The sequence below is a fragment of the Lactobacillus bombicola genome (assembly GCF_900112665.1).
GTDB classification, from domain to species: domain Bacteria; phylum Bacillota; class Bacilli; order Lactobacillales; family Lactobacillaceae; genus Lactobacillus; species Lactobacillus bombicola.
This window is the reverse complement of sequence record NZ_FOMN01000009.1, coordinates 1-22,777: the sequence shown is the minus strand read 5'-3', so window position 1 is coordinate 22,777 and position 22,777 is coordinate 1. Positions and strand designations below refer to the sequence as shown.

Here is a 22,777-nt window from a genome sequence, read left to right as displayed (position 1 = left end):
ACCTTTCAAATAAAAAACTCCTAGCTGTCAGTTTTTAATCTGCCAGTTAGGAGTTTTTTCATTACAACATTATTGTAAGGGATTCCGACTATTAAGCATTTGATAAAGCAAGACACCAGTAGCAACACTTGCGTTTAGTGATTGAACTTGCCCAACCATTGGCAAAGTTAACATTTGATCCATTTGTTCCTTAAGTAAGCGTGAAATGCCCTTACCTTCATTGCCAATAACTAAAACAGTTCTACCATTACTATTCCATTTACGATAATCTGTCCCCGTCATATCCGTACCAAATAACCAATAACCTCTTTTTTTAAGCATTTGACTAGTTTGAACTAAATTATTTACTCTAGCTACGGGTACGTGATCAATGGCCCCAGTTGAAGTTTTAGCAACTACAGATGTTAACCCAGTAGCATGACGTTTAGGAATGATAACTGCATCAACCCCCGTTGCATCAGCTGTCCGCAATATTGAGCCCAAATTATGGGGGTCTTCAATTGAGTCCAACATTAATAAAAATGGCTCACGTTCTTGACGTTCAAATTGATCCAATAATTCATCCAAAGCAGCATATTCAAAGCTAGCAATCGTCAAAACTAACCCCTGATGATTAGCTCCTGCTACTAAACGATCCAATTTACTTTTTGGAACAAGCTGCACAATTATTTTCTTTTTCTTAGCTAAAGTGTATACCTCATTAGTTAAACTTGCTTGTAGATTTTCTTGCAAGAAAATCTTATTAATTCGATCAGCATTTTGCGTCTTTAAAAAATCTAATCCTGCATGCTTGCCAAAAACAAAATCTTTTTCATTCGAATTCATAATTATCAATACCACCATTCTCTACGGTTTCTATACACCATTTTGTTAATTCATGAATACGTTCGTTTTTATCTAATAATTTCAAATAACCCCAAACTGCCTCAAAACCAGTAGAGAGCTGATACGTAGCTAAACTTGTGTTTTTAGCTTTAGTATGTGCTTTAGCATTGCGTCCTCTTTTAAAAGTAGCAATTTCAGCTTGAGTAAGCAAATTATCATTTTGTAATTTAGTAATTAAGGCTGCTTGTGCTTTAGCTGACACATAATAAGTTGCTTGGCGCTGTAAAACCTGTGGTTTAACAATTTGACATTTAATTAAATGTTCACGAATAGCAATTTCATAAACAGCATCCCCCAAATAAGCTAGAGTCTGGCCATTAAGCGTATCCGGATTTATTTTTTGCTCAATTAAATTTTTCTTAATCACGTCTCCACCTTGTTCCTTGCGGAGTATCTTCTACAGTTATCCCCATTGCTTTCAACTTATCCCGCAACTCATCACTTTTTGCCCATTCTTGATTTTTTCGTGCTTGTTCTCGTTGGGCAACTAACCGAACTATTTCATCATCATCCTGTTTTTGGACTGTGGTAAGCAATTTTTTAGTACTAATACCAAAAATTCCTAACCAATCAGTCAACAATTTTTGCGCATGCTTTAAGGCTTCTTTATCTACTTTTGCCAAACTAAGATTAGCATTAAGTATTGGCAACAAATCGTAAATTGCTGCTAAAGCATTTTGAACATTTAAATCATCATCCATTGCCTTAATAAAGTTACGCTCTGTCTGAGCAATAGCTGCTTGAACTGCAGGCGACTTGTCACTTATCGAACTGTCATTTAGCCGATATGCCAGATTTACTAACGTATTTTTAAATTTTTGCAAAATATTCTTTGCTTGTTCAAGATTTTCAGTTGAATAATTAATTGGTCGCCGATAGTGAACACTTGCCATAAAAAAGCGCAATACCTGGGGATCAGTTGTTTTCAACAAATCGTGTACGGTTACAAAATTATGTAACGACTTAGACATCTTAGCTTGATCAGCTCCAACTGTTACAAAACCATTATGCATCCAATAATGCACAAACTTTTGGCCAGTAGCAGCTTCACTTTGCGCAATTTCATTTTCATGATGAGGAAATTCTAAATCTTGACCACCACCATGAATATCAATGGTATTACCCAGATATTTAGTCGACATTACTGAACATTCAATATGCCAGCCTGGCCTCCCTAAACTCCAAGGTGATGACCAAGCAATTTCATCAGCTTGCTTTTGTTTCTTCCAAAGAGCAAAGTCAAGTGGATCTTCTTTGCGCTCTTGTTCGGCCACATTAACGTGTTCAGAAGCACCTGCTTCAAGTTCAGTAATATTTTGGCTGCTTAAAGCACCATAATTAGCAAACTTACGGGTACGGTAATAAACGTCACCAGCAGATTCATAAGCGTAGCCTTTAGTAATTAATTGCTGAATAAATTTAATAATTGCCGTAATTTCATTTGTTGCACGAGGATTTAGCGTTGCTGGCTGGACATTAAGTGCGGCCGTATCTGCACGATATGCTTCAATATAGTGCTGAGCTAAAGCCGATACTGGGATTTTTTGCGCCCGTGCCTCATTAATCATTTTATCGTCGACATCGGTAAAATTAGAAACATAATTAACTCGGTAACCTTTATATTCAAAATAGCGGCGAATTGTGTCGAATGCAATCACGCTGCGCGCGTTACCAATATGAATATAGTTGTACACTGTTGGTCCACAAACATACATCGAAATCTCACCAGGCTTAGTTGGGCGAAATTCTTCTTTAGTCTTAGTTAAAGTATTGTAAATTTTCACAGCGGCTAACTTGCCTTTCTAAAAAATTTTCTTTTAACAAAAACACAATTAATTAATTGATTTTTACTAAAAGAAATAGCGTATCCCGCTTTTAAGGCGTAATACGCTGTTCCTTGCTTAATTACAAACCGTTTTCACTCATTTGTTTCAAGGTTAAATCAAGGTGTTTTAATACCCGTTCTTTGCCCAAAAGCTCCATTGCTTCACCAATACCTGGTCCAACCATTGACCTAGTTGTAGCAATTCGAATAGGCATAAACAGTCTCCTACCTTTAATACCTGTTTGGGCACGCGTTGCTTGAACTGCCTGCATAATTTGAGTGGCCGTAAACCGCGATAATGATGTCAGTTGTCGCTTGAATTCTTCAATTACTGGTCTAGCTTCATCCTTACGGATTTCGTCAATTTCTTCATCACTCAAGTCTTTAGGGGCGGCAAAGAAAATCTTAGTTAAATCAACAATCTGTTTAGTATATGACATTTGCACAGAATAGATATTCACTAATTGACGCACCCATTCCATTTTTTCTGGACTAGGATCTAGTTCAATTAACCCTGCTTCTTGTAAATTGTTAAGAGCTAAGTCAAGTAAAACATCTCGATCGGCCTGTTTAATATATTGGTTATTAATCCATTCCAATTTCTTTTGATCAAAGGCAGCCGGTGATTTAGATAGCCGGGCGGGATCAAACTGCTTAATTAATTCCCGTTGTGAGTAAATTTCACTTTCACCAACTGGTGACCATCCCAAAAGCGTAATAAAATTAAACATGGCATCTGGTAAATAACCCAGGTCACGGTATTGTTCAATAAACTGAAGTACTGATTCGTCACGTTTAGACAGCTTTTTACCAGTTTCTGGATTATTAATCAACGTCATATGTCCAAACTGCGGTGGTTCCCAGCCTAATGCTTCATATACGACTAATTGTTTTGGAGTATTTGAAATATGGTCATCGCCGCGCAAAACATGCGTAATTTCCATTAAATGATCATCTATGGCGACTGCAAAGTTATACGTTGGCATGCCATCGCGCTTTTGAATAATAAAATCGCCACCGATAGTATCAGATTCAAAACTCAAATGGCCTTTAACGATATCATCCCAAGCATATGTTCTCATTTCTGGAATATGAATTCGGACTACTGGAATTAAACCCTTGGCCTTGGCTTCTTCTTGGCTAGCCGCAATTTCAGTTGCAGTCATTCCTTCATATTCATAAGTATAGTGCGGAGCAATTCCCATTGCCCGTTGCTCTTCACGTTGTTCTTCAAGTTCTTCTTGTGTCTTGTATGAATAGTACGCTTTACCTTCATCAAGTAGTTGTTGAATATACTGATTGTATATGTCTTTACGTTCAGACTGCCGATATGGCCCAAAATTACCGCCCTTATCAGGTCCTTCGTCCCAATCAATTCCTAACCAATGCAGGTTTTCCATTTGCGATTGGGAACCGCCTTTAACGTTACGTTTAGTGTCTGTATCTTCGATTCTTAAAACAAACGTTCCTTTGTTATGCCGTGCAAATAAATAATTAAATAGCGCGGTTCTTGCATTTCCTATATGTAAGTGTCCCGTTGGACTCGGGGCATACCTTACCCTTATTTTTTGTTTTGCCAAAATTTATGCCTCTTTCAAATAGTTAATTAAACAATTTTAGTTTACCCGTAATATGACAAAAGTTCAATCTTTCCTATTCTAATACCAACTTTAAAGCTTGTAAAATACTAGCTACAGGAATCACATCAATTCCTAATTCTTGCAAACTACTACGCATATTATGCTTAGGAATAAAAATTCTTTTAAAACCAGTTTTAGCTGCTTCTTTAATTCGCGCATCAATTTGATTAACACGCCGCACTTCACCCGTTAGACCTACTTCACCTACAAAGCAATCAGTTGGAGAAATTTCTTGATTTTTATAACTAGAAGCAATCGCCATAATAATTGCTAAATCGACAGCTGGTTCATTTAAACGAATCCCACCTGTTGCAGTTAAATAAACATCTTGATTTTGGAGCATTAAATTACCCCTTTTTTCTAAAACTGCTAACAATAATGCTGCCCGATTAAAATCTAATCCTGAAGTTGTCCTTTTTGCATAGCCAAAAGCAGTCGGAGTAACTAAAGCTTGAATTTCAGCTAGTAGCGGTCGCGTCCCTTCTAAAGAAACTACAATTGCCGATCCGGTCGATTGCGGCAACCGCTCATCTAAAAAGATTGCTGATGGATTGGTTACTTCTTTAAGACCTTTGTGAGCCATTTCAAACATGCCAATTTCATTAGCAGCTCCAAAGCGATTTTTAACTGAATGCAGGATTCGATAAGCGTGATGCTCATCGCCTTCAAAATATAACACGGTATCTACCATATGCTCCAGGATTTTGGGACCGGCAATTGCTCCTTCTTTAGTTACATGCCCAATCACAAAAACTGTAATTGCATCTATTTTTGCAATTTTCATCAGTTCACTAGTGACTTCTCGTACCTGTGAAGCCGAACCAGTCATTGAATCAAGACTAGGTTCATTCATTGTTTGAATTGAATCAATAACAACAAAGTCAGGCTGAATAGTATCAATTTGCTGGCGAATCTCTTCCATATCTGTTTCAGGATAAAGTAGCATATTATCAGCCTCTAGTCCCAAACGTTCTGCCCGCAACTTGATTTGGTTAGCAGATTCTTCTCCTGAAACATAAAGCACTTTATGCTGTTGCGCTAATTCACTCATAATCTGTAACATTAAGGTTGACTTACCAATACCTGGATCTCCCCCAATTAAAACTAGCGAGCCTGGGACAATACCACCACCTAAAACACGATTTAATTCAGCCATACTAGTCTGAATTCGTTCTTCTTTTTCTGCCTTAACCTGTGCCATCTTAACAGGTTCACTGCCACCAGTTTGTTTAATTAACCGACTGGGACTACCTTTACTAGAACGAGTTGGACTTGTTTCAGTTTCTTTTTCGAACTGATTCCAAGCACCACAATTAGGGCAGCGTCCCAAATAACTCGCTGAAATATAGCCACAAGAATGACATTTGTATTTGGTTTTTACTCTAGCCATTAATCCTCCTTTAAATTGGTCGATCCAAAGCCTGATTGTCTCTGGCGTTCAACTGGTAAATCATCATCAGTTTTATAATATTTAATAAAAATGCCCTGACCAATTCGTTGTCCTTTTTTAATTTTAATTGGTCTAACACCATAATTGAGTACCTGAATAAAAATTTCACCTTCATTTGTTTTATTATTATAATAATCTGCATCAATCACTCCAATACCATTAGGTAGACTTAAGCTGCGCTTAAAAGTATTCGATGAGCGGTTGGCCAAAATTAGTACTTCGTCTTTAGGCATATATGCCTTAATGCCAGTAGGGATAAGCAATGGCTTCAAAATACTATCAGCTAAAGCATAATCCGGTTCATACAATTGATGACCATTACGCAGCAAACGAAAAATTCGCACAAAATTAAGTCGCCAGATACTAGGAATCTCGATATCAACAGCTGCTTCTAAATCATAACCCGCGCTGGCAATGGTCTGGCGTCTAGGTAAAGTAATATTTTTATCTTGATATTTAGATACAATTTCAAAGCCCCGTAGTTTCGTCATTTTGTCTCCTCTAAATTAATAAGCTCTATTTTACAATAGATTAGCTATTTTACTTAAAATATTCTACTATTATATATGTAAAAGCTCTTAAAAATGCTTGTTCAATTAAGTTATTTATAAACTTTGCAGGTATTAGCAACTTTTGTAAAACAGAGAATGGTCAAATTATTAATACTGAAAGGAATACGATGTTCAATTTAAATAATTCCCACCAATTTTGTAAAGTTTATGATGATGACGATATTCTTGTCTGTCACTGGGTCATGGATAAAGTATCTCGGTCAGATAGAGACGTTTGGATTATGGAGCACTTCTTTTTTAATCCAGTAGCAGAACAAGCTTTTTTTATTAATGAAATGCATAATATTTTTGAAATTGCTACCACAACTGCCACAGCTGTTTGGCCACTTGACCCACAAGTAATTGCTTATTTTAAGCAGCACCCTAAATTTGCCAAAATTTGGTACCATAAGCCTGATAGTATATAATCAAGCTAGCTTTCTATAATAGACTACTTAAGCTGATTAAGCTAAAATAAAAGTAATATTTTAAGGAGGAATAATATTTATGACAAAAGAAATTACCAATGATAATATTGCCAACTATACATCTGATTTAGCTAAGCATGCCGGTATCAACATTGCTAGCCGAGCTGCCCAACAAAATGGTATCTATAAGGCTAGTCAAAATTTACAATCTAAAATCGACTTAGACCCAACTTTTTCAATTGAAATTGACACGGGAAAACCATCTGACCAAAAGCAATCAGGTCGCTGCTGGATGTTCTCAGCTTTAAATACGATGCGTCATCCCCTACAAAAGGAATACAAAGTTAAAGACTTCGAATTATCCCAAAACTATACTAACTTTTGGGACAAATTTGAAAAATCAAACTGGTTCTTTGAAAATGTGATTGCCAGTGCTAAGCAACCATTGGGTGATCGCAAAGTTAGCTTTTTATTTGCTACCCCACAACAAGATGGTGGTCAATGGGATATGCTATGCGGTTTAATTGAAAAATATGGTATCGTACCAAAATCAGTTTATCCAGAAACAGCCAATGCTACCAATTCAAGTGCTTTAAATGACACCTTGAATACGCTCTTACGCAAAGATGGACTAGTTTTGCGCACTATGATTAATGAAGGTAAGTCAGAAGATGAAGTTGAGGCACGTAAGAATGAATTCTTAAACGATGTCTTCCGTGTTCTGGTAGTTTCATTAGGAATGCCACCAAAGAAATTTGACTTTGAATACAAAGATGATGAAGGTAATTACCACCGCGAAGCTGGAATTACTCCAAAAGAGTTCTTCGCTAAGTATGTTGGTATGAATCTTGAGGATCATGTCTCAATTATCAATTCGCCAACTGCTGACAAACCATATCATAAAGTCTTCTCAGTTGAGTACTTAGGTAACGTGGTTGGTGGTCGTCAAGTACGTCACTTAAACTTAGAAATTGCTGAAATGAAAGATTTAATCATTAAGCAATTGCAGGCTGGCGAAGTTGTTTGGTTTGGTTCCAATGTTGGTAAGGATTCAGAAAGACAACTTGGCTTACTCGATACTAATATTTACAAGCGCGATGAATTATTTGACATTGATTTATCCATGTCAAAAGCTGATAAACTTGATTCTGGTGAAAGCATGATGGATCACGCAATGGTTATTACGGGCGTTGATCTTGTTGAAGGTAAGCCAACTAAATGGAAGATTGAAAACTCTTGGGGTGAAAAACCCGGCTTTAAAGGTTACTTTGTGATGAGCGATGCTTGGTTTGATGCTTTTGTTTACCAAGCTGTTATTAATAAGAAATTCTTATCAGATGACTTGAAAGCTGAATTTGCCGATGGTGCTAAAGACCCTATTCAACTCCTACCATGGGATCCAATGGGTGCTTTAGCTTTTAAATAAAAACTTTAAAGTAATTTAAAATATAAAAAGACTAACTTCTGCAAATATTTGAAGTTAGTCTTTTTATATTACCTATAATTCTAATTAGATAGGTAACTAATTATAAACGGTAAGTACTTGCCGCCTAGTCAAATTCACAATTGACAATATTTGTATATAGTTTAACAATATAAGTAAGCGCTATCTTAGAATATTATAATTATGACCTAGTTATTAAAAATCAAAGGAAGCTATAATGTACCATACAGTTTACCAGCAACAAAATTATCTTAATCGAGCTTTTTTAAAAAATTATTTTCTATCTGGAATTGTCTCTTTGATACTTGCTTTATCATCACTGTCTTTTTTAAAGGCAAGTGATTATTCAGCTTTAAGCCTAATTAACTTTATTTTCTTACGATATAATATTTTTTTTGGTTTAATTCCGACATTTATCCTTGTGCTCTTATCCACTTTAAAAATACGCCTAGGCGATACTTTACGATGTCAGACTAGAAATATTTTATTAGCACAAATAGTCTATCGTATTATCTTCAATTCGATAATCATTACAGCAACTTGGTTTTTAGCAATTATGATCGTTATTTTCTTAAGTGGCTATTTCCCTATTTTTCTAAAAATTTGGGCTGAATTGTTACTTCGAATAGTTTATTTTGAAATTGTAATACTAGTCTTTGGCTTTATCAGCGCAATCTTTTTTTATTTAACTGAAAATAAAATTTTGACATTTTTACTAGTATTTGCCATCAACTGCCTAAGTTTTATTTTAAATATAAATCATCAGGCATCATTATTCTATGATTTTTTAGCACTCGACTTTGGTTCAATCATCTTTTCTAGAAGCTTAATTTTATTAGGTTTACTATTTTTAACCGATGCTATTTTAAATCTGATTATCGTAAAGAAGGATTTTTTATGAAGCAATTATTTTGGGATCAATTACTATACTTGTGGCAAATAATTAAACAAAGATTATTATTCTGGTTAATTTTAATCAGTTTAGCAATTGTTTTGTCCAATATTCCTTTTAGTACCAATCCTCATTATTCTGTTTTTACATCCTTTTTTGCTGGAGTAGATTTTATAACAATACATTTACCGATTAACTGGTTTATTTATTTTATAATTCCTATGTTAATTATGCTAAACAGTTTTCGCCAGCTATGGCATGCAAGAGTAATTCAATTAAGAGGTTTGCAATATTCCGCTAGAACTTACGCCAAGATCAATATCGAGCTCTTGGGATTAATTTCTCTCGTTTATGTCTTAATAACTGAAAGCATTCAAACTTTATGCACGCTTTTATTACAGTTACCAATGCTTCGAATTAATTATTTATCTGGAGTAGAAACTCTAGGATTAAATTGCCTAGTTAATTGGCTAGGAATTTTATGGTTGTTGCTACTTCAAGCAATTATTAATCATTTTAATGCACCACTTGGCATAATTATTACTATTACTTTATTAATTGCTACAGTTTACACCTTATGGAAAAATAACCCTTTAAATAGCTTAATGCTATTAAGAATTAATCAAAACAACATCATTTCACTAGTTATCACTACAATCATTACAGCATTCATTTATTTATTGGTTGAGCGCCATACTAATTTTGAATAAAGGAGAAATCAAATGAGTTTTATTGAATTGAAACAAGTAGGGAAAGTCGTTAAAAAAAGAGCACTTTTACATGATATTAATGCCTGCATTGAACAAAATAGTATTACTACATTAGACAAAATAGTATTACTACATTAGAAGGAATCAATGGTTCAGGTAAAACACTAATTTTAAAAGCTATTTTAGGGCTAATTAAAGTTACTGGTAGTATCACGGTTAATGGTAAATTGGTTAAACCAGAAGAGCCCTATCCTGTCAAAGCAGGTATCTTAATTGAAAATCCAAGTTTGATTGAAGAATTCACTGCTTATCAAAACTTACTCCTTTTAGCTAAATTAGATTCAAATATTCAAATCGAAGAAATCAACTATCTGCTTGACTATTTTGATTTATCAAGGTTTCCTAAGCAAAAAGTTAAAAAATTTTCTTTAGGAATGAAACAAAAATTAGGAATTGCTCAGGCCCTTTTAGGAAAATACCCCTTAATTGTATTAGATGAGCCAACTAATGCCTTGGATCAAGAAAGCATTGCTAAATTAGTTAAGCTGATTCATAAATACCAACATGATGGACTAACGTTTCTCATTGCTACTCATGACTCTAACTTTGTTGAACAAGTAGCAACTAAAGAATTATCTGTGCAAGAAGGGACCATTAATTATGAAAAATAAAAAAATACTATGGTCAATATTTTTGGCAATTTTTACCTTAATAATCGCCGGCTATTTACGCTATCAGCAAGTAAATAGTAATCTTACGCAATCTGGGGTAACAGAAGAAAAATTTTTTCAACAAAAAAAGGTAGTTCATGCCTATCATGTTAACTTCATTATTCACCAAGTAAAATTAATTAAGTCTAAAAATGAAGTAAGCGCGCGAGTTCAACTCTCACTTCATCAAACCGGTACTCCGAATTATGGTATGAAAAAGAATTATGCTAATTACATTGAAAATTTTTATTTAAATAATCCATATGGCCTTAGTAACCCAGTTGATACGTGCTACGACAGAAATAACCATCTTGTAGGACCATATCCAGCAATTGTTCATGCTAAGCAGCCAGTTACACTACATTTTTCAATTCCACGTAATTCCTATGATAAACGCACTAAAAAGCTGCGAATTAGCTTTTTAGTGCCTACAAAAAAGCATTATGTCAAATATTCGTTACTTTTAGAATAAAAAGGAGAAAAAATGAACGTTTTATGGTCACGCTTAGCTAAACGCTGGCTAATCTTAGCTATTATCATTGCTTTAATAATTAGTTTTTTACAATTTGTCACCTTAACAAAAATTCCAATCGAAGATTCACCTTATACACGCTGGCTTTCAATTGATTCTTTTAATTTTGCTCCAATTGTCTTCTTTATCTTATTACCAATTTTTAGTAGCCTACCAGCCAGCATTATGCTTAAAGAAGACTATGATAGCGGCTTACTATATAAATGGAAACTACAAAAATCGATTAAACAGGTTCTATTCGACTATATAAAAATTGCCTTTATTACTGGTTTCATTGTAACTGCACTCGCTTTATCTGCTAATTTATTTAGTTGGTTTATGATTTTGCCAAATATCAAGCCTGATAATCTATTAAATAAAAATATTTTAGTAATCAACTTTAATACATTATTTGTTTCCCTCTACTATACTCATCTATACTCATCCATTTATACATGCAATTCTTTCAATCATTTTTGCAGCTTTTTGGAGTGGCTTATTTGCGGTTTTTGTCACAGTCACATCCCTGTGGGTTAAAAATAAATTTGCAGCTGCTTGTTCTGGTTTAGTATTACAAATAGTCTTATTACTCTTTAATAATCTTTTCAAATTACCTAACCTAGTTAGCTATGCCCCAGCGGACTTTTTACATGAAACCGCCCCTACAACCAATATTAGTTTACCAGTAACCATGATAGTCACTTTGCTACTAATGATTTATTGTGGTGTAATGTTTTATATTGATCAAAAAAAATTAATTAACCTTTAAACTAGTAATTTTACTACATTTATTTTAAACTTTCTGTTTAAGTACTGCTAATGGAAAATTCTATTAACAGTTTTTTTGTGGCCAAAATCAACTTAATTGAAACTAAAAAGACCTGATGCCGATTAAATATCGGATCAGATCCTAATTCTTTATCAACAATGACCTACTTGCGTCGTAATTTTACCAAATATGCAATAGTCGGTCTGGTTGCAATTTACTTAAGTTGAATTGATGAACATGCTGTGGCTTACTTGACGGGAAAGGTGCAACGAAGTCAGCTAAATTTACTAAACCAGTTGAATAAGTCCAAACACCTTTGACCTTTTTAATTGGATCTAGCAGTTCATTTCTAATTGGATAAGCAGAAATTAAAAAGTGCTTATGATGAAACTTAAATACAAAATAGGGTAAACGAAATTGATTAATAATTTCATCTTTTGTTTTACCAATTGTTACCACGTTACGATATGTACCATACTTTGCAGTAAATTTATCATTAAATGAAAAATAAAAATTAGAAATATGTACATGGGGAAAGTCTGCTTCAGCCATCTGATCAGGAATGGCAACTACATGGGCAAAATGATCCAAATTACTTTCCCTTTGTGACAAAACTTTAGCCATTTGATTAGGATTGATTACATGCGCCCATTCTGGTAAGTCAAAATTATCTTGATAAGATAAATACATTTCCCGCACAACCTCAGGCTTAACCCAATCATATTGCCGACGAATTTCATTACGATTAAGTAAATTTTGCAAATTCTTGTGATACATTAAATCAACCACAAATAATTCATAGCGATAGCGTTCAAGCCACGGCTGATAATGCTCAATAGTTTCAACAGAAATATGAGTACTATCAACAATAACGGTTTCGCCACGCTTCATTTTTTCTTCTACGAGGTAATCTACCACTTTTTCCGTTTGTTCATTTGCTGAGCGCGGAATAACTTGACGCAGGCAATCGGTATCTTCTTCATAATAATAGGTTAAATTAGCCAACAACAAGCGAATTTGGTCGCGGCTGATCGCATATGGCTGTAAATGATGGCGTGAAATGAAAGAAGATTTACCGGAGCCAGGTGCGCCTCGTAATAAAAATATTTTACGCATACCTTATACTCCAAACTAAGAATGTAAATTTATTTAGTATCGTAGTAAATTTTAACATAAATTTGGCTAATTCTTAATTATAAGTAAAAAGCAATTAAAAATTTAGTTTAAAATTTGTTTATCACAAATATGTAAGTAATCATCAAAGGTATAAATAATGGGTTCTGCATTAGCTACTTCAAGTTTTACGATCTCATTATCATCTATTTGTTCGATTTTTTTAATTAATGCTCGTAAACTAGAGCCATGAGCTACTACTAGTTGATCTTCACCTTTAAGCATTTTACTTACAATTGCCGTTTGATAGTACGGCAATAGACGTTGTTGCGTTTGGTAGAGGCTTTCGGCTTGCGGTAAACGTCTTATATCACAATTAATATAGCGCCGATCATAAAGTGTTTTTCCAGCAGGTGGAATTGAATAAAAACCTCGACGCCACTTCAAAACCTGCTTATCACCATAAATTTGTCGTGACAGGTCTTTGTTAACTCCACGTAAAATGCCATAATGTCGTTCATTTAGGTGCCATGTCTTAGTTAGCGGTAAATATAAAATATTGGCCGCTTCTGCGACAATATTGGCTGTTTCAATAGCTCGAACTAAAATAGAAGTATGAATATGAGTAGGATTGAAATCAGCAATTTCCTTAAGTAACTGACCTGCTGCTTTGGCCTGCTCTCTTCCTTTCGTAGTTAAGGCGACATCGTTCCATCCAGTATAAGTATTGGTAAAATTAGCAATGCTTTCTCCGTGACGCAATAGTACCAATTTCACCATTTTACTTCACCCAATGCATAATTAACAAAATAATGCCACTAATTGTAAAAATAAACCCTAAAATCATAAAAGCATTATAACCTTTATTTTGCTTGTAGCGTTTTCTATTAAAAGCATAGGCCATATCATATAAGCCAACGATTAAAACAATAATTGCTGTAAAAAGATTAACTTGAAAATTCATTTTTTCTCCTATATCTTAATAATCATGATTAGTCTCGATCAGCCGATGATTCTTCCCCCGTTCACATTCAACTTGAAAGTTAATATGGTTGATACCCAAAGTTATCATCTTTTGACTAATTACCTGTGTCAATTGTTCAAATTCTTCCACTGTCAATTCGGGAGCTACATTAACATGAGCATCTAACATAATATAGCGCTCACTATAACGCCAAACATGAACATGATGCATATTTTTAATTTCAGGAAAAGACAATACAATTTTATTTATTTCAGCTAAGTCAATATCTGGGTTAGATTCCATCAAAATATTAGCTGCCTGCTTGGTTAAGCTATAAGCCTCGTGTAAAACAAAGAGTGACACTAAGATAGTCATTACCGGATCAAGCCAACTGACATGCCAAAAATAAATACATATTGCACCAATTACCACTGCTACGCTTGAGAGCGCATCGCTTAGCATATGAATAAAAGTTGAACGAGCATTTAAATTATTTTGTTCAGCTTGATGCATGACTAACATTGAAATCACATTCGCCACTAGCCCAATTATCGCTATTACTAACATAATTGGCCCACTAATTTCATTAGGCTGCCAAAAACGCTCAATTGCTTCAATAAATAAGACAATACTGATAATAATTAAAATAATTCCGTTAGTGAATGCAGCTAAAGTTTCTGCACGCTCATAACCAAATGTCTTATACTGATTACTATGGCGTTTACTAATTAAATGAGCTATAAATGAAATGCTAATTGCACCAACATCACTTAAGTTGTGAACTGCATCCGACAATAACGATAGCGAGCCAGAGATTATACCGCCTAAAAATTCACTAGCCGTTATAATTACATTCAAAACAGTTACATAAATATATCTCTTAGTTCTATGATCATTCATTAACTTCACCTCTCAATAGCAAAAAGCCCTACTTTTAGTAGGGCTCTAAATATTTTCAGCATCAATATTGTAATCAATAATTTCAAACTTGCCATTATCAGCTAAAAGTGCCCGACTTATACTGCCATTGTTAGGAAAAATAATATCATGCTGACCATCACTTTGCTGCCAATACTTAATTGCTAAAGTTTTAATAAAATCACCATGGGAAACAATTAATACCCGTTGCTCATTTTTAGTCAATTCCTGTAAAACAGAAATTGCCCGTTCCATTCGTTTATCTAATTCCTGGCTATTTTCTGCTAAATTCCGTGGATCAGCTTTTTTCGTTGCTTGCCGGAATCTAGCAATTCCAACTTGATTAATAATACTCGTAATATCTTTTTCTGCTTTCAAACCAGCAGCTAATGCAACTTGTTGCCAAGTATTGTCAATATCGTCGCCTTCAAATGAGCCAAAGAAAACCTCACGAAATTCTGGTAATTTCTTTATTTTACCTATTTCAGAAACTTGATTAGCATCTCTTATTAAATGAACTGTGTCAATTGCTCGCTTAAGATCAGAAGAATACATATTGTCAAAATGAACTTGACTTAATGCATTAGCCGTTTTTTTCAAGTCGTCGATTCCCTTTATTGTTAAGGGCGAATCACTCCAGCCCTGAACTTTATTCAACTGGTTAAACATGGTCTCGCCATGACGCACTAAATAAATTTCCGTTGCCAACTTATATTCTCCTTTCAGCTATAGCATAACGTGGATTAAACTATAACATATATGCCTTATAAAATAAATAGCCTACCTGCAGTAAGATTAGTGTTATAAATAATACTCTTAATTGCAAGGACTACAGTAAATTTTTATCGGTAAATATATAGTGATCAAACTTAGATATCAAATTGAATGATTATCAACTCTATCGTTAATAAAATTTTTGTCATAATTTCTCTTACAAAATCCAAACAAATTATAGCATCATAGGTATTTTCCCTTCTTAATCACCATATCGATTATAATATACTTAATAAAGCAATTATAAGAAGGTAAGTTTAAGTGACAAAATTTGAAACGTTAATATTTATTCCAGAAGGTAGTTTACTTAATGAAAAAGTAGCTGAAAGAAATGCTCTAAGTCAAACGCTAAAATCGATGCAGCAATTTGGTCCAAGTGAACGTTTAAAATATACCAAATTACAAGAAAAAACCAAACTGCTAGGATTAAACAAGCGAATTTCATTAATCTTAAATACATTTAATCTTCAGCCAGAAATTTTTTCTATAAATTTACAAAAACAGCATCAATTAGTCAAAGGAACTATTTCGTTTTTAGATGCAGTTGTTGACCAAATTAATTTAATCATGTTGGCTAAAGAGTCAAAACAGATTATCATTCCTCGCTTAGAGCAAAGCGCACTGCTAACTTATTTTTCTGCCACCTATTTTGCTGATGATTTTACCCAAGAATTGCCTGCTAAATCAGTTTTAGCGCAAGTTGTCCGCCAAGAGCAATTAGACCCTGATACATGTTTAGTCATTGGAACGGATTTAGCTGATGAAATTCAAGGAGCCGTAAACACAAATTTGCAATCACTATGGCTTGCACCCAAAAAAAGCAAATTACCAATTAGTCCGCACCCAACATTACATTTAAATAAGTTAAGTGACTTATTATTTTATCTTGATCTCAGCTAGTTTATAATATTAATAGAAAGAAGAGGTATTACCATGAAAAAAGTTGCCGTTGTATTTGCCGATGGTTGTGAAGAAGTTGAGGGTCTGAGTGTTGTTGATGTCTTAAGGCGCTTGAACATTAAAACTGAAATGGTTGGCTTAACTAGCCAACAGATTATGGGAGATCACCAAATTTTACTTACATGTGATAAAGTATTAGATGATAGTTTATTAGATTATGACTTAGTTGCTTTTCCAGGCGGAAAGATTGGTGCCGAAAATTTACGCGATCATAAAGGGTTAGAGAAGTTAATGGTAACGCGCTATGAAGCAGGCAAATGGAATGCAGCAATGTGTGCCGCTCCAATCGCCTTCGCTCATTATGGACTCTTAAATGGAGCTGACTATACTTGTTACCCTGGCTTTGACGAACAGACTAAACAAGTTGCGCCAACTGGCAAATTTAAAGAAACAATTACAGTAACTGACCACAAAAATAAGATTATTACTAGTCGTGGTCCAGCTACTGCTTGGGCATATGCTTATGCAATTGCTGAGGCTTTAGGGGTTGAAACTAAACAGCTACAGCAAGGCATGCTTTACAATTATCTAGCTGATAATATCCAGACCAGCTTGTAATAAAAAAACCGTTCCAATTCAAAAGAGTTGGAACGGTTTTTACTTGATACTTAATAATGAAACTGGTAAATTTTTTATTACTAAGCTTTGCTATTTTGATATGTATACTCAACAATAACAGTTAAAACTAAAATAATCACTATACTACCAAGCAAAACAATGATTCCCGCACTAAAATTTAATTGCGGATTTTGGTATAACATTCCTAGTTTCCCCGAAACAGTATCAACCGCATTTAGATACGTCACCGGTAACCAAGCACTAACTTTTCTTAACATTGGCACAGCTATTACCGCCACATTCACTCCTAATACTAACAAGAGTGCAAGCAGCAATGTGGGCAGTTGCGCACGAAAAATTTTGGCCAAAAATCTTACCAAAACTATTAAGAATAACAAGCCTAAAAGTTGTAAAGCAATAATTGGTAAAATTAAATTGCCACTAGCCACAAAGTTAGTCATCATTCGACCGTTAACAAATTTATAGGTCAAATACGGAAAGGCTAAATTACCAGCACCAGCAAAAATCGCGGCGGCAATTATCATTAACAAATTTATTAGCAAAAAACTTCCCCCTAGTAAAATTAAACCTGCACTAATTTCTGTTAAGGTCTGACGCCATTTACTAATAGGATTAAGCCGAGTCAGATCAAGTTTTTGGTGATAAGGTTCTGTTAATAATAAAGTTAAGATAAACAAAGCCACCAAAGTAAATAGATACGGTAGATACTGCTCGTTAAGGTGCAACCAAAATTGGATTCCCGTTACTGGCATATCTTGACTTTCATAAGCAAGTGGTTTGTCTTTAAGATATGTAAAAAATTTTAGTTTGTTATTAGTCTCTGTCACTTGTGCTGGATCAATCTGGTCAGCGATATTTTCTAAATGTTTTTTTTCATGCTGCTTTTTTTGCCACATAAGCGTATAAGCTAACTGCCACTTAGCAGCTTGAGCAGCTTTTTGTATTTGATAATCTTGGTTGGCAATTTTTTGGTTACTGTTAATATCTTGTTCAGTTTCTTGATAAAGGTCACTATTTTTCTTTTGCTGCTTCAGATTTTGTTTTAACTTAGCAATCTCTGTTTGATAGTAAGTACCTTCTTTTTGGGCTCCTGCCTGCAAGGTAAATTGGGGCGCGGTACGTAGATTCAAAAATAAAGTAAAGCCCAAAATTAGAATCAGGATAGAAAGACAAATTGGCGTCAACTTATTTTTAACTACTTTTTTTAATTGAAATAGGAGATAAGCCATTACAGTACCTCCACTTCTTTAAAATGATGAGTTCTAGTCCGTTCTAATAAGCAAATCAAACTAAACAAAACAAGTGAACCAATTAGTAGGGTACCTACCCCACTAGCAAAATTAATGTGGTAATTATTGATGTTATAAGCAACTACTCCTGAAACCACATTGATTGCATTAAGATAAGTGTTAGGTAGCCACTGGGCAATCTGAGCCAATGGTTCAATTACCGTGGTTGCTAATCCAATGCCTACTACTAAAAGTACCGCTAATAACAGGGTCGGCAACTGATTATGCAATAGTTTTGCCAGTAACTGAATAAACAGTACTAAAAATATAAATTCCAAAAATTGTAAGATTAAAATTTGGGGGATTAAAGTAGCTAACGGAGCTACAGCAACTGTTTGCCGTCCATTGACTAGATGATGAATAATAGCTGGGTATTGTAAATTACCCGTGCCAAAGATTAAAGATGCTCCGGTAAAAACTAATAAACTTAACAATAAATATAATAAACAACTAATGGCTAATCCTACCAAACTATTAGATAGTTGCTTACGCATTACATTTATTGGTAAAACAGTGGTGATATCTAAGCCATTTTTATAAGCGTCAGTATATAGATACGTTAAAATAAAAATTATCACTAAAGTAAATAAAATTGGCCAGTAGGTTCCGTTTAAGTCTGACCAAAACTGAAGACCAGTAACGGCTGCATCACTTTCATAAGGCAGCGGATGCTTAACTAAATATTGATAGCGCTTTTTAATGCCACTAACAAAGTCAAGGTTTCGCTCACTTAATCCAGTAGTTTTCATTTTATTACTCTCTTTGATTTTTTCCTTATAAACTGGTCCCCACTGCCCCTTATTAATATGTTTAATCAACGCTTGATTTGCTTGTAATTGTTTTTTTGTTTGCTTCAGTGCGATTTTAGTTTGACGGTAACCTTCACCAGTCGGCGAATACTTTTTTAATGCTTGCTTATCTTGGGCAATATTATTTTTTTGGATTACAATATTGCCTTGTATCTGACCCTTGATTGATTCTCCGCTGTCAATTTGATTAGCATTAAGAAATAAAACACCAAAAGAAATAATTATTAAAATGCACGAAGCAATTATGGTTAAGTTATGCTTGGTAATTTTTTTAAATTGAAAACCAAAGTACGACATCATTCCTACACCTCACGCATCATTTGTTGTTCTAAAACTAAACGATGAGCGTTGATCATCCTTAGTTCACTGCTATAATGTGAGGTCATGATAATACATTTGTTTTTATGCGAAACTTCTTGCGCTAAGCGGTCATAAAGTTGCTTGCGACTTACCTCATCCAAACCATTGGTTATTTCATCCATTAAATAATATTCGGCATCACTTACAAAATACATGGCTACCAGCAATTTCTGTCTCATTCCTAGTGAATACTTTTTAATGGGTACTTTGGCGTAATCTTGCACCCCTAAGAAGGCTAACTCGTCTGCTAAATTCACCTGTGAATGCCACATGTTTTTGATAAATTTTAAATAGTCTAAGCTATTAAGATTGGGATTGAGCCAGTCATTACTTTCGAAGAAAAAAACTTTGTCCTTATTTTGGGTATACGGTTTACCTTCTAAGCGAATTCTTCCAGCGGCAATCGGGATCAAATTAGTAATTGCCCGCAAAAAACTAGTTTTGCCTAAACCATTTTCGGCAGCAATCTGATAAAACTGACCAGGCATAAACTGATAACTAAAATCATGTAGGATTGGTTGACGGGTTTTAATTGTGAGATGATTAACTTCAAGCATAACAGTCTCCTTGATAAAATGTGATATTAATAGAAATGATGTGATTAAACAATCATATCACTTAATATTAATTATTTATAAAATAACATATTTTAAGGTTCATATATTCAACAAAATTTATACTTATTGTTTTTACACATAGTAGATAACTAACTGATTATTTTTACTTTTAATAACATTTTTATTTTAGAAAAAAATAATTGACTTTTATTGGCATACTGATATTCTTTAACCGTTAAATTGCTTATCATATTAGAAGGTGACTCTACCAATACACCTTATTCTTAATAACTAAAAATAGTCCCCCAAGCTGGGAGACTACTATAATTAATATTGACCAATCATTAAACTTGGTATAAATTGATAATTTCCATGATTAAGCCAACGTTGTAGTTCAAGTAAAGAATTCTCTCCTATTTCCTTATTACGTTTAGGTAACCGCTTGATTTCTTGTTCAACCTTTATTAATTCTTTTAAAGCTGCTTTCTTCCCTTGACTATCTTTAATCCTCATTACCTCAAATTCAGCTTTAACCAGAGGCTTTAAATTGCGCTTAAGTGCCTTAACATTATAAATACCAGTCAGCAAGCTAACCCAACCTTGATATTTCCCACTCTGGTCAATAATATGCACCATTATATGCTTATTTAAAGAATTAACTTCAGTTACTTTGAATAATATTTTATTGACTACCAGTTGCTCAACATAAGTTTTACTATATTTTTCTACTTGCTCGGCTTGTCTATACATTGGGTTCATCAGCGAATTTGAAGATAACCTAAATACATAACCAGCTCGACTTAACTGTTTAGTTGCAATTTGATCAATTTGCATTATATTCTCTTGATTATTTTTAGTAGAGGCATTGACGAATGCAGTTGCAATTGTTCCAGTTGCTAGTGTAAATAATGATACAGCAGTTGAAATCACCATTAATTTAGAACTTTTTTTCATTGTGTCTTTCCTCCATAACATTAAACTTGTTAATTTATTTTTAATATAAACTGAAAGTTAATAATAGTCAATTGACATTTGTTAATTTTTTTATTTTTTAAATTTCTATCTGAAATACTTTGATAGAGTAGGCTTTTGCAATTTTAAATTTATAAATAAAAGTAAATTATGTTGCTATTTAATACTAATATTTATATTTTAATCTAAATTAATAAAAACACGTTTTACAAATTTTAATATTCTTAATTTTCCTTGTAATTAAAAATATTTTTTTAAAAATTGTTAGTAATAAATACGTTTTAAATATAAAATAATAAAAATTATATAACGATAGTTTTGAATTTAAATAGTAATTTAAAATAGCTTAGTTTGACATAAAATCGAATTTATTAATAATAAAAAAAGAAGCCCTACCTCTTTTGAGATAGGAGCTTCTTTTACTACTCAAGTTTGTTCAAGAATTTCTTGATTTTACTTGAAGTTAGAACGCTTAATGAATTTATTTTGACCAACTGCATAATATTCATTACCTCGAATACTTATTGCATTGCCATAAGTTTGAACTGCACTATTCTTCTTTAATGCTTTTCGACTTATTCTTTGCCCATATTGGTTATATACGTATGACTTATGCTTTAGCTTACGGTCAGTTCCTGTAATATTATCACTTACTACATATTGACCTTCAGCTATTGCTACGTATTTCTGTCCACTAATCGTTCTACTTTCACCAGTAGTAATTCTGGATCCTGCCTTTAGAATAAGCTTATTCAAACGGTTACCATTTTCATCATAAATGTATGCATTATGGTGCACTTCTGCATTTGAAGCTACTCCATCAGCAAGGATGTTATTTGCTTCTATAGTTATAAATGCAAAATTGGTTGCCTTGACATAGCGGTTTTGTCCAATGATGTAGTATGCAATACCCTTTATCTTCACTGGATCACCATATGTGCCAATTTCTGAATTCTTCTTAAGTAATGTTATGCCTACACGTTTGCCATAAAGATTATATACAAATGCATTCCGTTTCAAGCGACGCTTGTTACTAATAACATTATTAACAGCTACGTATAAGCCATTATCTGTTATGTAGAATTCACGACCGTTAATCTTTTCTGTTCCGTAAGTTGAAATTATCGAACCACTCTTAGCTACCAATAAATTAGCTCGCTTGCCTTGTTTATTATAGAAGTAAGCATTGTGGTTAAGCCGCTTTTCAATAGCCTTTGGTTTATTATTCCCTTGACTAGGAATATTCTTATTAATTTCAGCTATAGCATTGTTAAGAATTTGCTTTAATTCTTCAGGAGTTTTAGCTTTACTGATTGCATCCTTAGCTTTAGCAGCCGCATCATCAATTGCTTTGTTAGCTTCTGCTTTTTGCTTATCAGTTAGGTTTGGATCCTTATTAATTTTATCTTTAGCTGCAGATACTGCATCATCGATTGCTTTGTCTGCAGCTTTCTTTTGGTCTTCTAGAGTTTTATCAGGATTTGAATTAGTGTTACCTGGGTTAGTGTTGCCACCATTACCACCAGAGTTATTATTTCCACTATTACCATTGCCACCAGAAGTGTTATTACTTGGTACTTGCTTATCAATATTTGCAGTACCCTTGTCTTTTGCCTTGTTAACTTCGTCTGGAGTCTTAGCCTTGTCGATTTCATCCTTGGCATTCG

23 protein-coding genes and 2 pseudogenes are annotated in these 22,777 nt (G+C 33.9%); 9 read left to right on the top strand and 16 right to left on the bottom strand.

Going from position 1 to position 22,777, the window contains the following annotated elements:
- Positions 1 to 69: 69 nt before the first annotated feature.
- From rlmB to BM203_RS06830, 6 genes are all read right to left on the bottom strand, one after another.
- A complete protein-coding gene (rlmB, locus tag BM203_RS06855) occupies positions 70 to 825 on the bottom strand; it encodes a 23S rRNA (guanosine(2251)-2'-O)-methyltransferase RlmB (RefSeq protein WP_090093800.1) in 756 nt (251 codons plus the stop codon).
- Positions 812 to 1,252: a Mini-ribonuclease 3 gene (locus tag BM203_RS06850; RefSeq protein ID WP_090093799.1), complete on the bottom strand. Its 441-nt coding sequence runs from the start codon at positions 1,250 to 1,252 to the stop codon at positions 812 to 814. The genes rlmB and BM203_RS06850 overlap by 14 nt, the downstream gene beginning before the upstream one ends.
- Positions 1,245 to 2,669, bottom strand: coding sequence for a cysteine--tRNA ligase (gene cysS / locus BM203_RS06845; protein ID WP_090093798.1), 1,425 nt, complete (start codon positions 2,667 to 2,669; stop codon positions 1,245 to 1,247). The genes BM203_RS06850 and cysS overlap by 8 nt, the downstream gene beginning before the upstream one ends.
- 121 nt (positions 2,670 to 2,790) lie before the next feature.
- Positions 2,791 to 4,290: a glutamate--tRNA ligase gene (gene gltX, locus BM203_RS06840; RefSeq protein ID WP_090093797.1), complete on the bottom strand. Its 1,500-nt coding sequence runs from the start codon at positions 4,288 to 4,290 to the stop codon at positions 2,791 to 2,793.
- A 73-nt stretch (positions 4,291 to 4,363) separates the two neighbouring features.
- Complete coding sequence (gene radA, locus BM203_RS06835; protein WP_090093795.1) at positions 4,364 to 5,740, bottom strand: DNA repair protein RadA; 1,377 nt, start codon at positions 5,738 to 5,740, stop codon at positions 4,364 to 4,366.
- Positions 5,740 to 6,291: a dCTP deaminase/dUTPase family protein gene (locus BM203_RS06830; RefSeq protein ID WP_090093793.1), complete on the bottom strand. Its 552-nt coding sequence runs from the start codon at positions 6,289 to 6,291 to the stop codon at positions 5,740 to 5,742. The genes radA and BM203_RS06830 overlap by 1 nt, the downstream gene beginning before the upstream one ends.
- 188 nt (positions 6,292 to 6,479) lie before the next feature.
- Here BM203_RS06830 and BM203_RS06825 point away from each other — a divergent pair, with 188 nt between their 5' ends.
- The 7 genes and pseudogenes from BM203_RS06825 to BM203_RS06795 all read left to right on the top strand — a co-directional run bounded on the left by BM203_RS06825 (position 6,480) and on the right by BM203_RS06795 (position 11,815).
- Positions 6,480 to 6,779, top strand: coding sequence for a hypothetical protein (locus BM203_RS06825; RefSeq protein WP_090093791.1), 300 nt, complete (start codon positions 6,480 to 6,482; stop codon positions 6,777 to 6,779).
- A gap of 79 nt (positions 6,780 to 6,858) precedes the next feature.
- A complete protein-coding gene (pepC, locus tag BM203_RS06820; RefSeq protein WP_090093788.1) occupies positions 6,859 to 8,205 on the top strand; it encodes an aminopeptidase C in 1,347 nt (448 codons plus the stop codon).
- 235 nt (positions 8,206 to 8,440) lie between these two features.
- Positions 8,441 to 9,124 (top strand): hypothetical protein, encoded by a 684-nt coding sequence (locus BM203_RS06815; RefSeq protein WP_090093786.1) that lies wholly within the window; start codon positions 8,441 to 8,443, stop codon positions 9,122 to 9,124.
- Positions 9,121 to 9,825 (top strand): hypothetical protein, encoded by a 705-nt coding sequence (locus BM203_RS06810; RefSeq protein ID WP_090093784.1) that lies wholly within the window; start codon positions 9,121 to 9,123, stop codon positions 9,823 to 9,825. Before BM203_RS06815 ends, BM203_RS06810 begins: the two co-directional genes overlap by 4 nt.
- 12 nt (positions 9,826 to 9,837) lie before the next feature.
- Positions 9,838 to 10,496: pseudogene (locus BM203_RS06805) on the top strand (ATP-binding cassette domain-containing protein).
- Positions 10,486 to 11,007, top strand: a complete 522-nt coding sequence (locus BM203_RS06800; protein WP_090093782.1) for a hypothetical protein — start codon at positions 10,486 to 10,488, stop codon at positions 11,005 to 11,007. Before BM203_RS06805 ends, BM203_RS06800 begins: the two are co-directional and overlap by 11 nt.
- A 12-nt stretch (positions 11,008 to 11,019) precedes the next feature.
- A pseudogene (locus BM203_RS06795) lies at positions 11,020 to 11,815 on the top strand (hypothetical protein).
- A gap of 180 nt (positions 11,816 to 11,995) precedes the next feature.
- Here the strand turns inward: BM203_RS06795 and BM203_RS06790 are convergent.
- From BM203_RS06790 to BM203_RS06770, 5 genes are all read right to left on the bottom strand, one after another.
- A complete protein-coding gene (locus tag BM203_RS06790; protein ID WP_090093780.1) occupies positions 11,996 to 12,931 on the bottom strand; it encodes an AAA family ATPase in 936 nt (311 codons plus the stop codon).
- Between the two features lie 102 nt (positions 12,932 to 13,033).
- Complete coding sequence (locus BM203_RS06785) at positions 13,034 to 13,708, bottom strand: 2,3-bisphosphoglycerate-dependent phosphoglycerate mutase (RefSeq protein ID WP_090093778.1); 675 nt, start codon at positions 13,706 to 13,708, stop codon at positions 13,034 to 13,036.
- A 1-nt stretch (position 13,709) separates the two neighbouring features.
- Positions 13,710 to 13,892 carry a hypothetical protein gene (locus BM203_RS06780; protein ID WP_090093776.1) on the bottom strand — a complete coding sequence of 61 codons (183 nt, stop codon included), beginning with the start codon at positions 13,890 to 13,892 and terminating at the stop codon, positions 13,710 to 13,712.
- Positions 13,893 to 13,907: 15 nt separating this feature from the next.
- The gene (locus tag BM203_RS06775; RefSeq protein ID WP_090093774.1) at positions 13,908 to 14,792 is read right to left on the bottom strand and encodes a cation diffusion facilitator family transporter; all 885 of its coding nucleotides are present in this window, start codon (positions 14,790 to 14,792) and stop codon (positions 13,908 to 13,910) included.
- A gap of 45 nt (positions 14,793 to 14,837) precedes the next feature.
- Entirely contained in the window at positions 14,838 to 15,518 is a 681-nt protein-coding gene (locus BM203_RS06770) for a histidine phosphatase family protein (RefSeq protein WP_090093772.1), read from the bottom strand.
- 327 nt (positions 15,519 to 15,845) lie between these two features.
- Here BM203_RS06770 and BM203_RS06765 point away from each other — a divergent pair, with 327 nt between their 5' ends.
- Complete coding sequence (locus BM203_RS06765; protein WP_090093770.1) at positions 15,846 to 16,484, top strand: HAD hydrolase-like protein; 639 nt, start codon at positions 15,846 to 15,848, stop codon at positions 16,482 to 16,484.
- Positions 16,485 to 16,517: 33 nt separating this feature from the next.
- Complete coding sequence (locus tag BM203_RS06760) at positions 16,518 to 17,102, top strand: DJ-1 family glyoxalase III (RefSeq protein ID WP_090093768.1); 585 nt, start codon at positions 16,518 to 16,520, stop codon at positions 17,100 to 17,102.
- A gap of 80 nt (positions 17,103 to 17,182) precedes the next feature.
- Here the strand turns inward: BM203_RS06760 and BM203_RS06755 are convergent, their stop codons facing one another.
- The 5 genes from BM203_RS06755 to BM203_RS06735 form a co-directional block, all read right to left on the bottom strand.
- Positions 17,183 to 18,352, bottom strand: coding sequence for a hypothetical protein (locus BM203_RS06755; RefSeq protein ID WP_090093766.1), 1,170 nt, complete (start codon positions 18,350 to 18,352; stop codon positions 17,183 to 17,185).
- A complete protein-coding gene (locus BM203_RS06750; protein ID WP_090093764.1) occupies positions 18,352 to 19,521 on the bottom strand; it encodes a hypothetical protein in 1,170 nt (389 codons plus the stop codon). The genes BM203_RS06755 and BM203_RS06750 overlap by 1 nt, the downstream gene beginning before the upstream one ends.
- 2 nt (positions 19,522 to 19,523) lie before the next feature.
- On the bottom strand, positions 19,524 to 20,138 hold the full coding sequence (locus tag BM203_RS06745) for an ABC transporter ATP-binding protein (protein ID WP_090093761.1): 615 nt from the start codon (positions 20,136 to 20,138) through the stop codon (positions 19,524 to 19,526).
- Between the two features lie 327 nt (positions 20,139 to 20,465).
- Positions 20,466 to 21,092, bottom strand: coding sequence for a hypothetical protein (locus BM203_RS06740; RefSeq protein ID WP_090093759.1), 627 nt, complete (start codon positions 21,090 to 21,092; stop codon positions 20,466 to 20,468).
- Positions 21,093 to 21,563: 471 nt separating this feature from the next.
- Positions 21,564 to 22,777, bottom strand: a 1,214-nt coding sequence (locus tag BM203_RS06735; RefSeq protein WP_143453050.1) for an SLAP domain-containing protein, incomplete at its 5' end; no start/stop codon positions are given.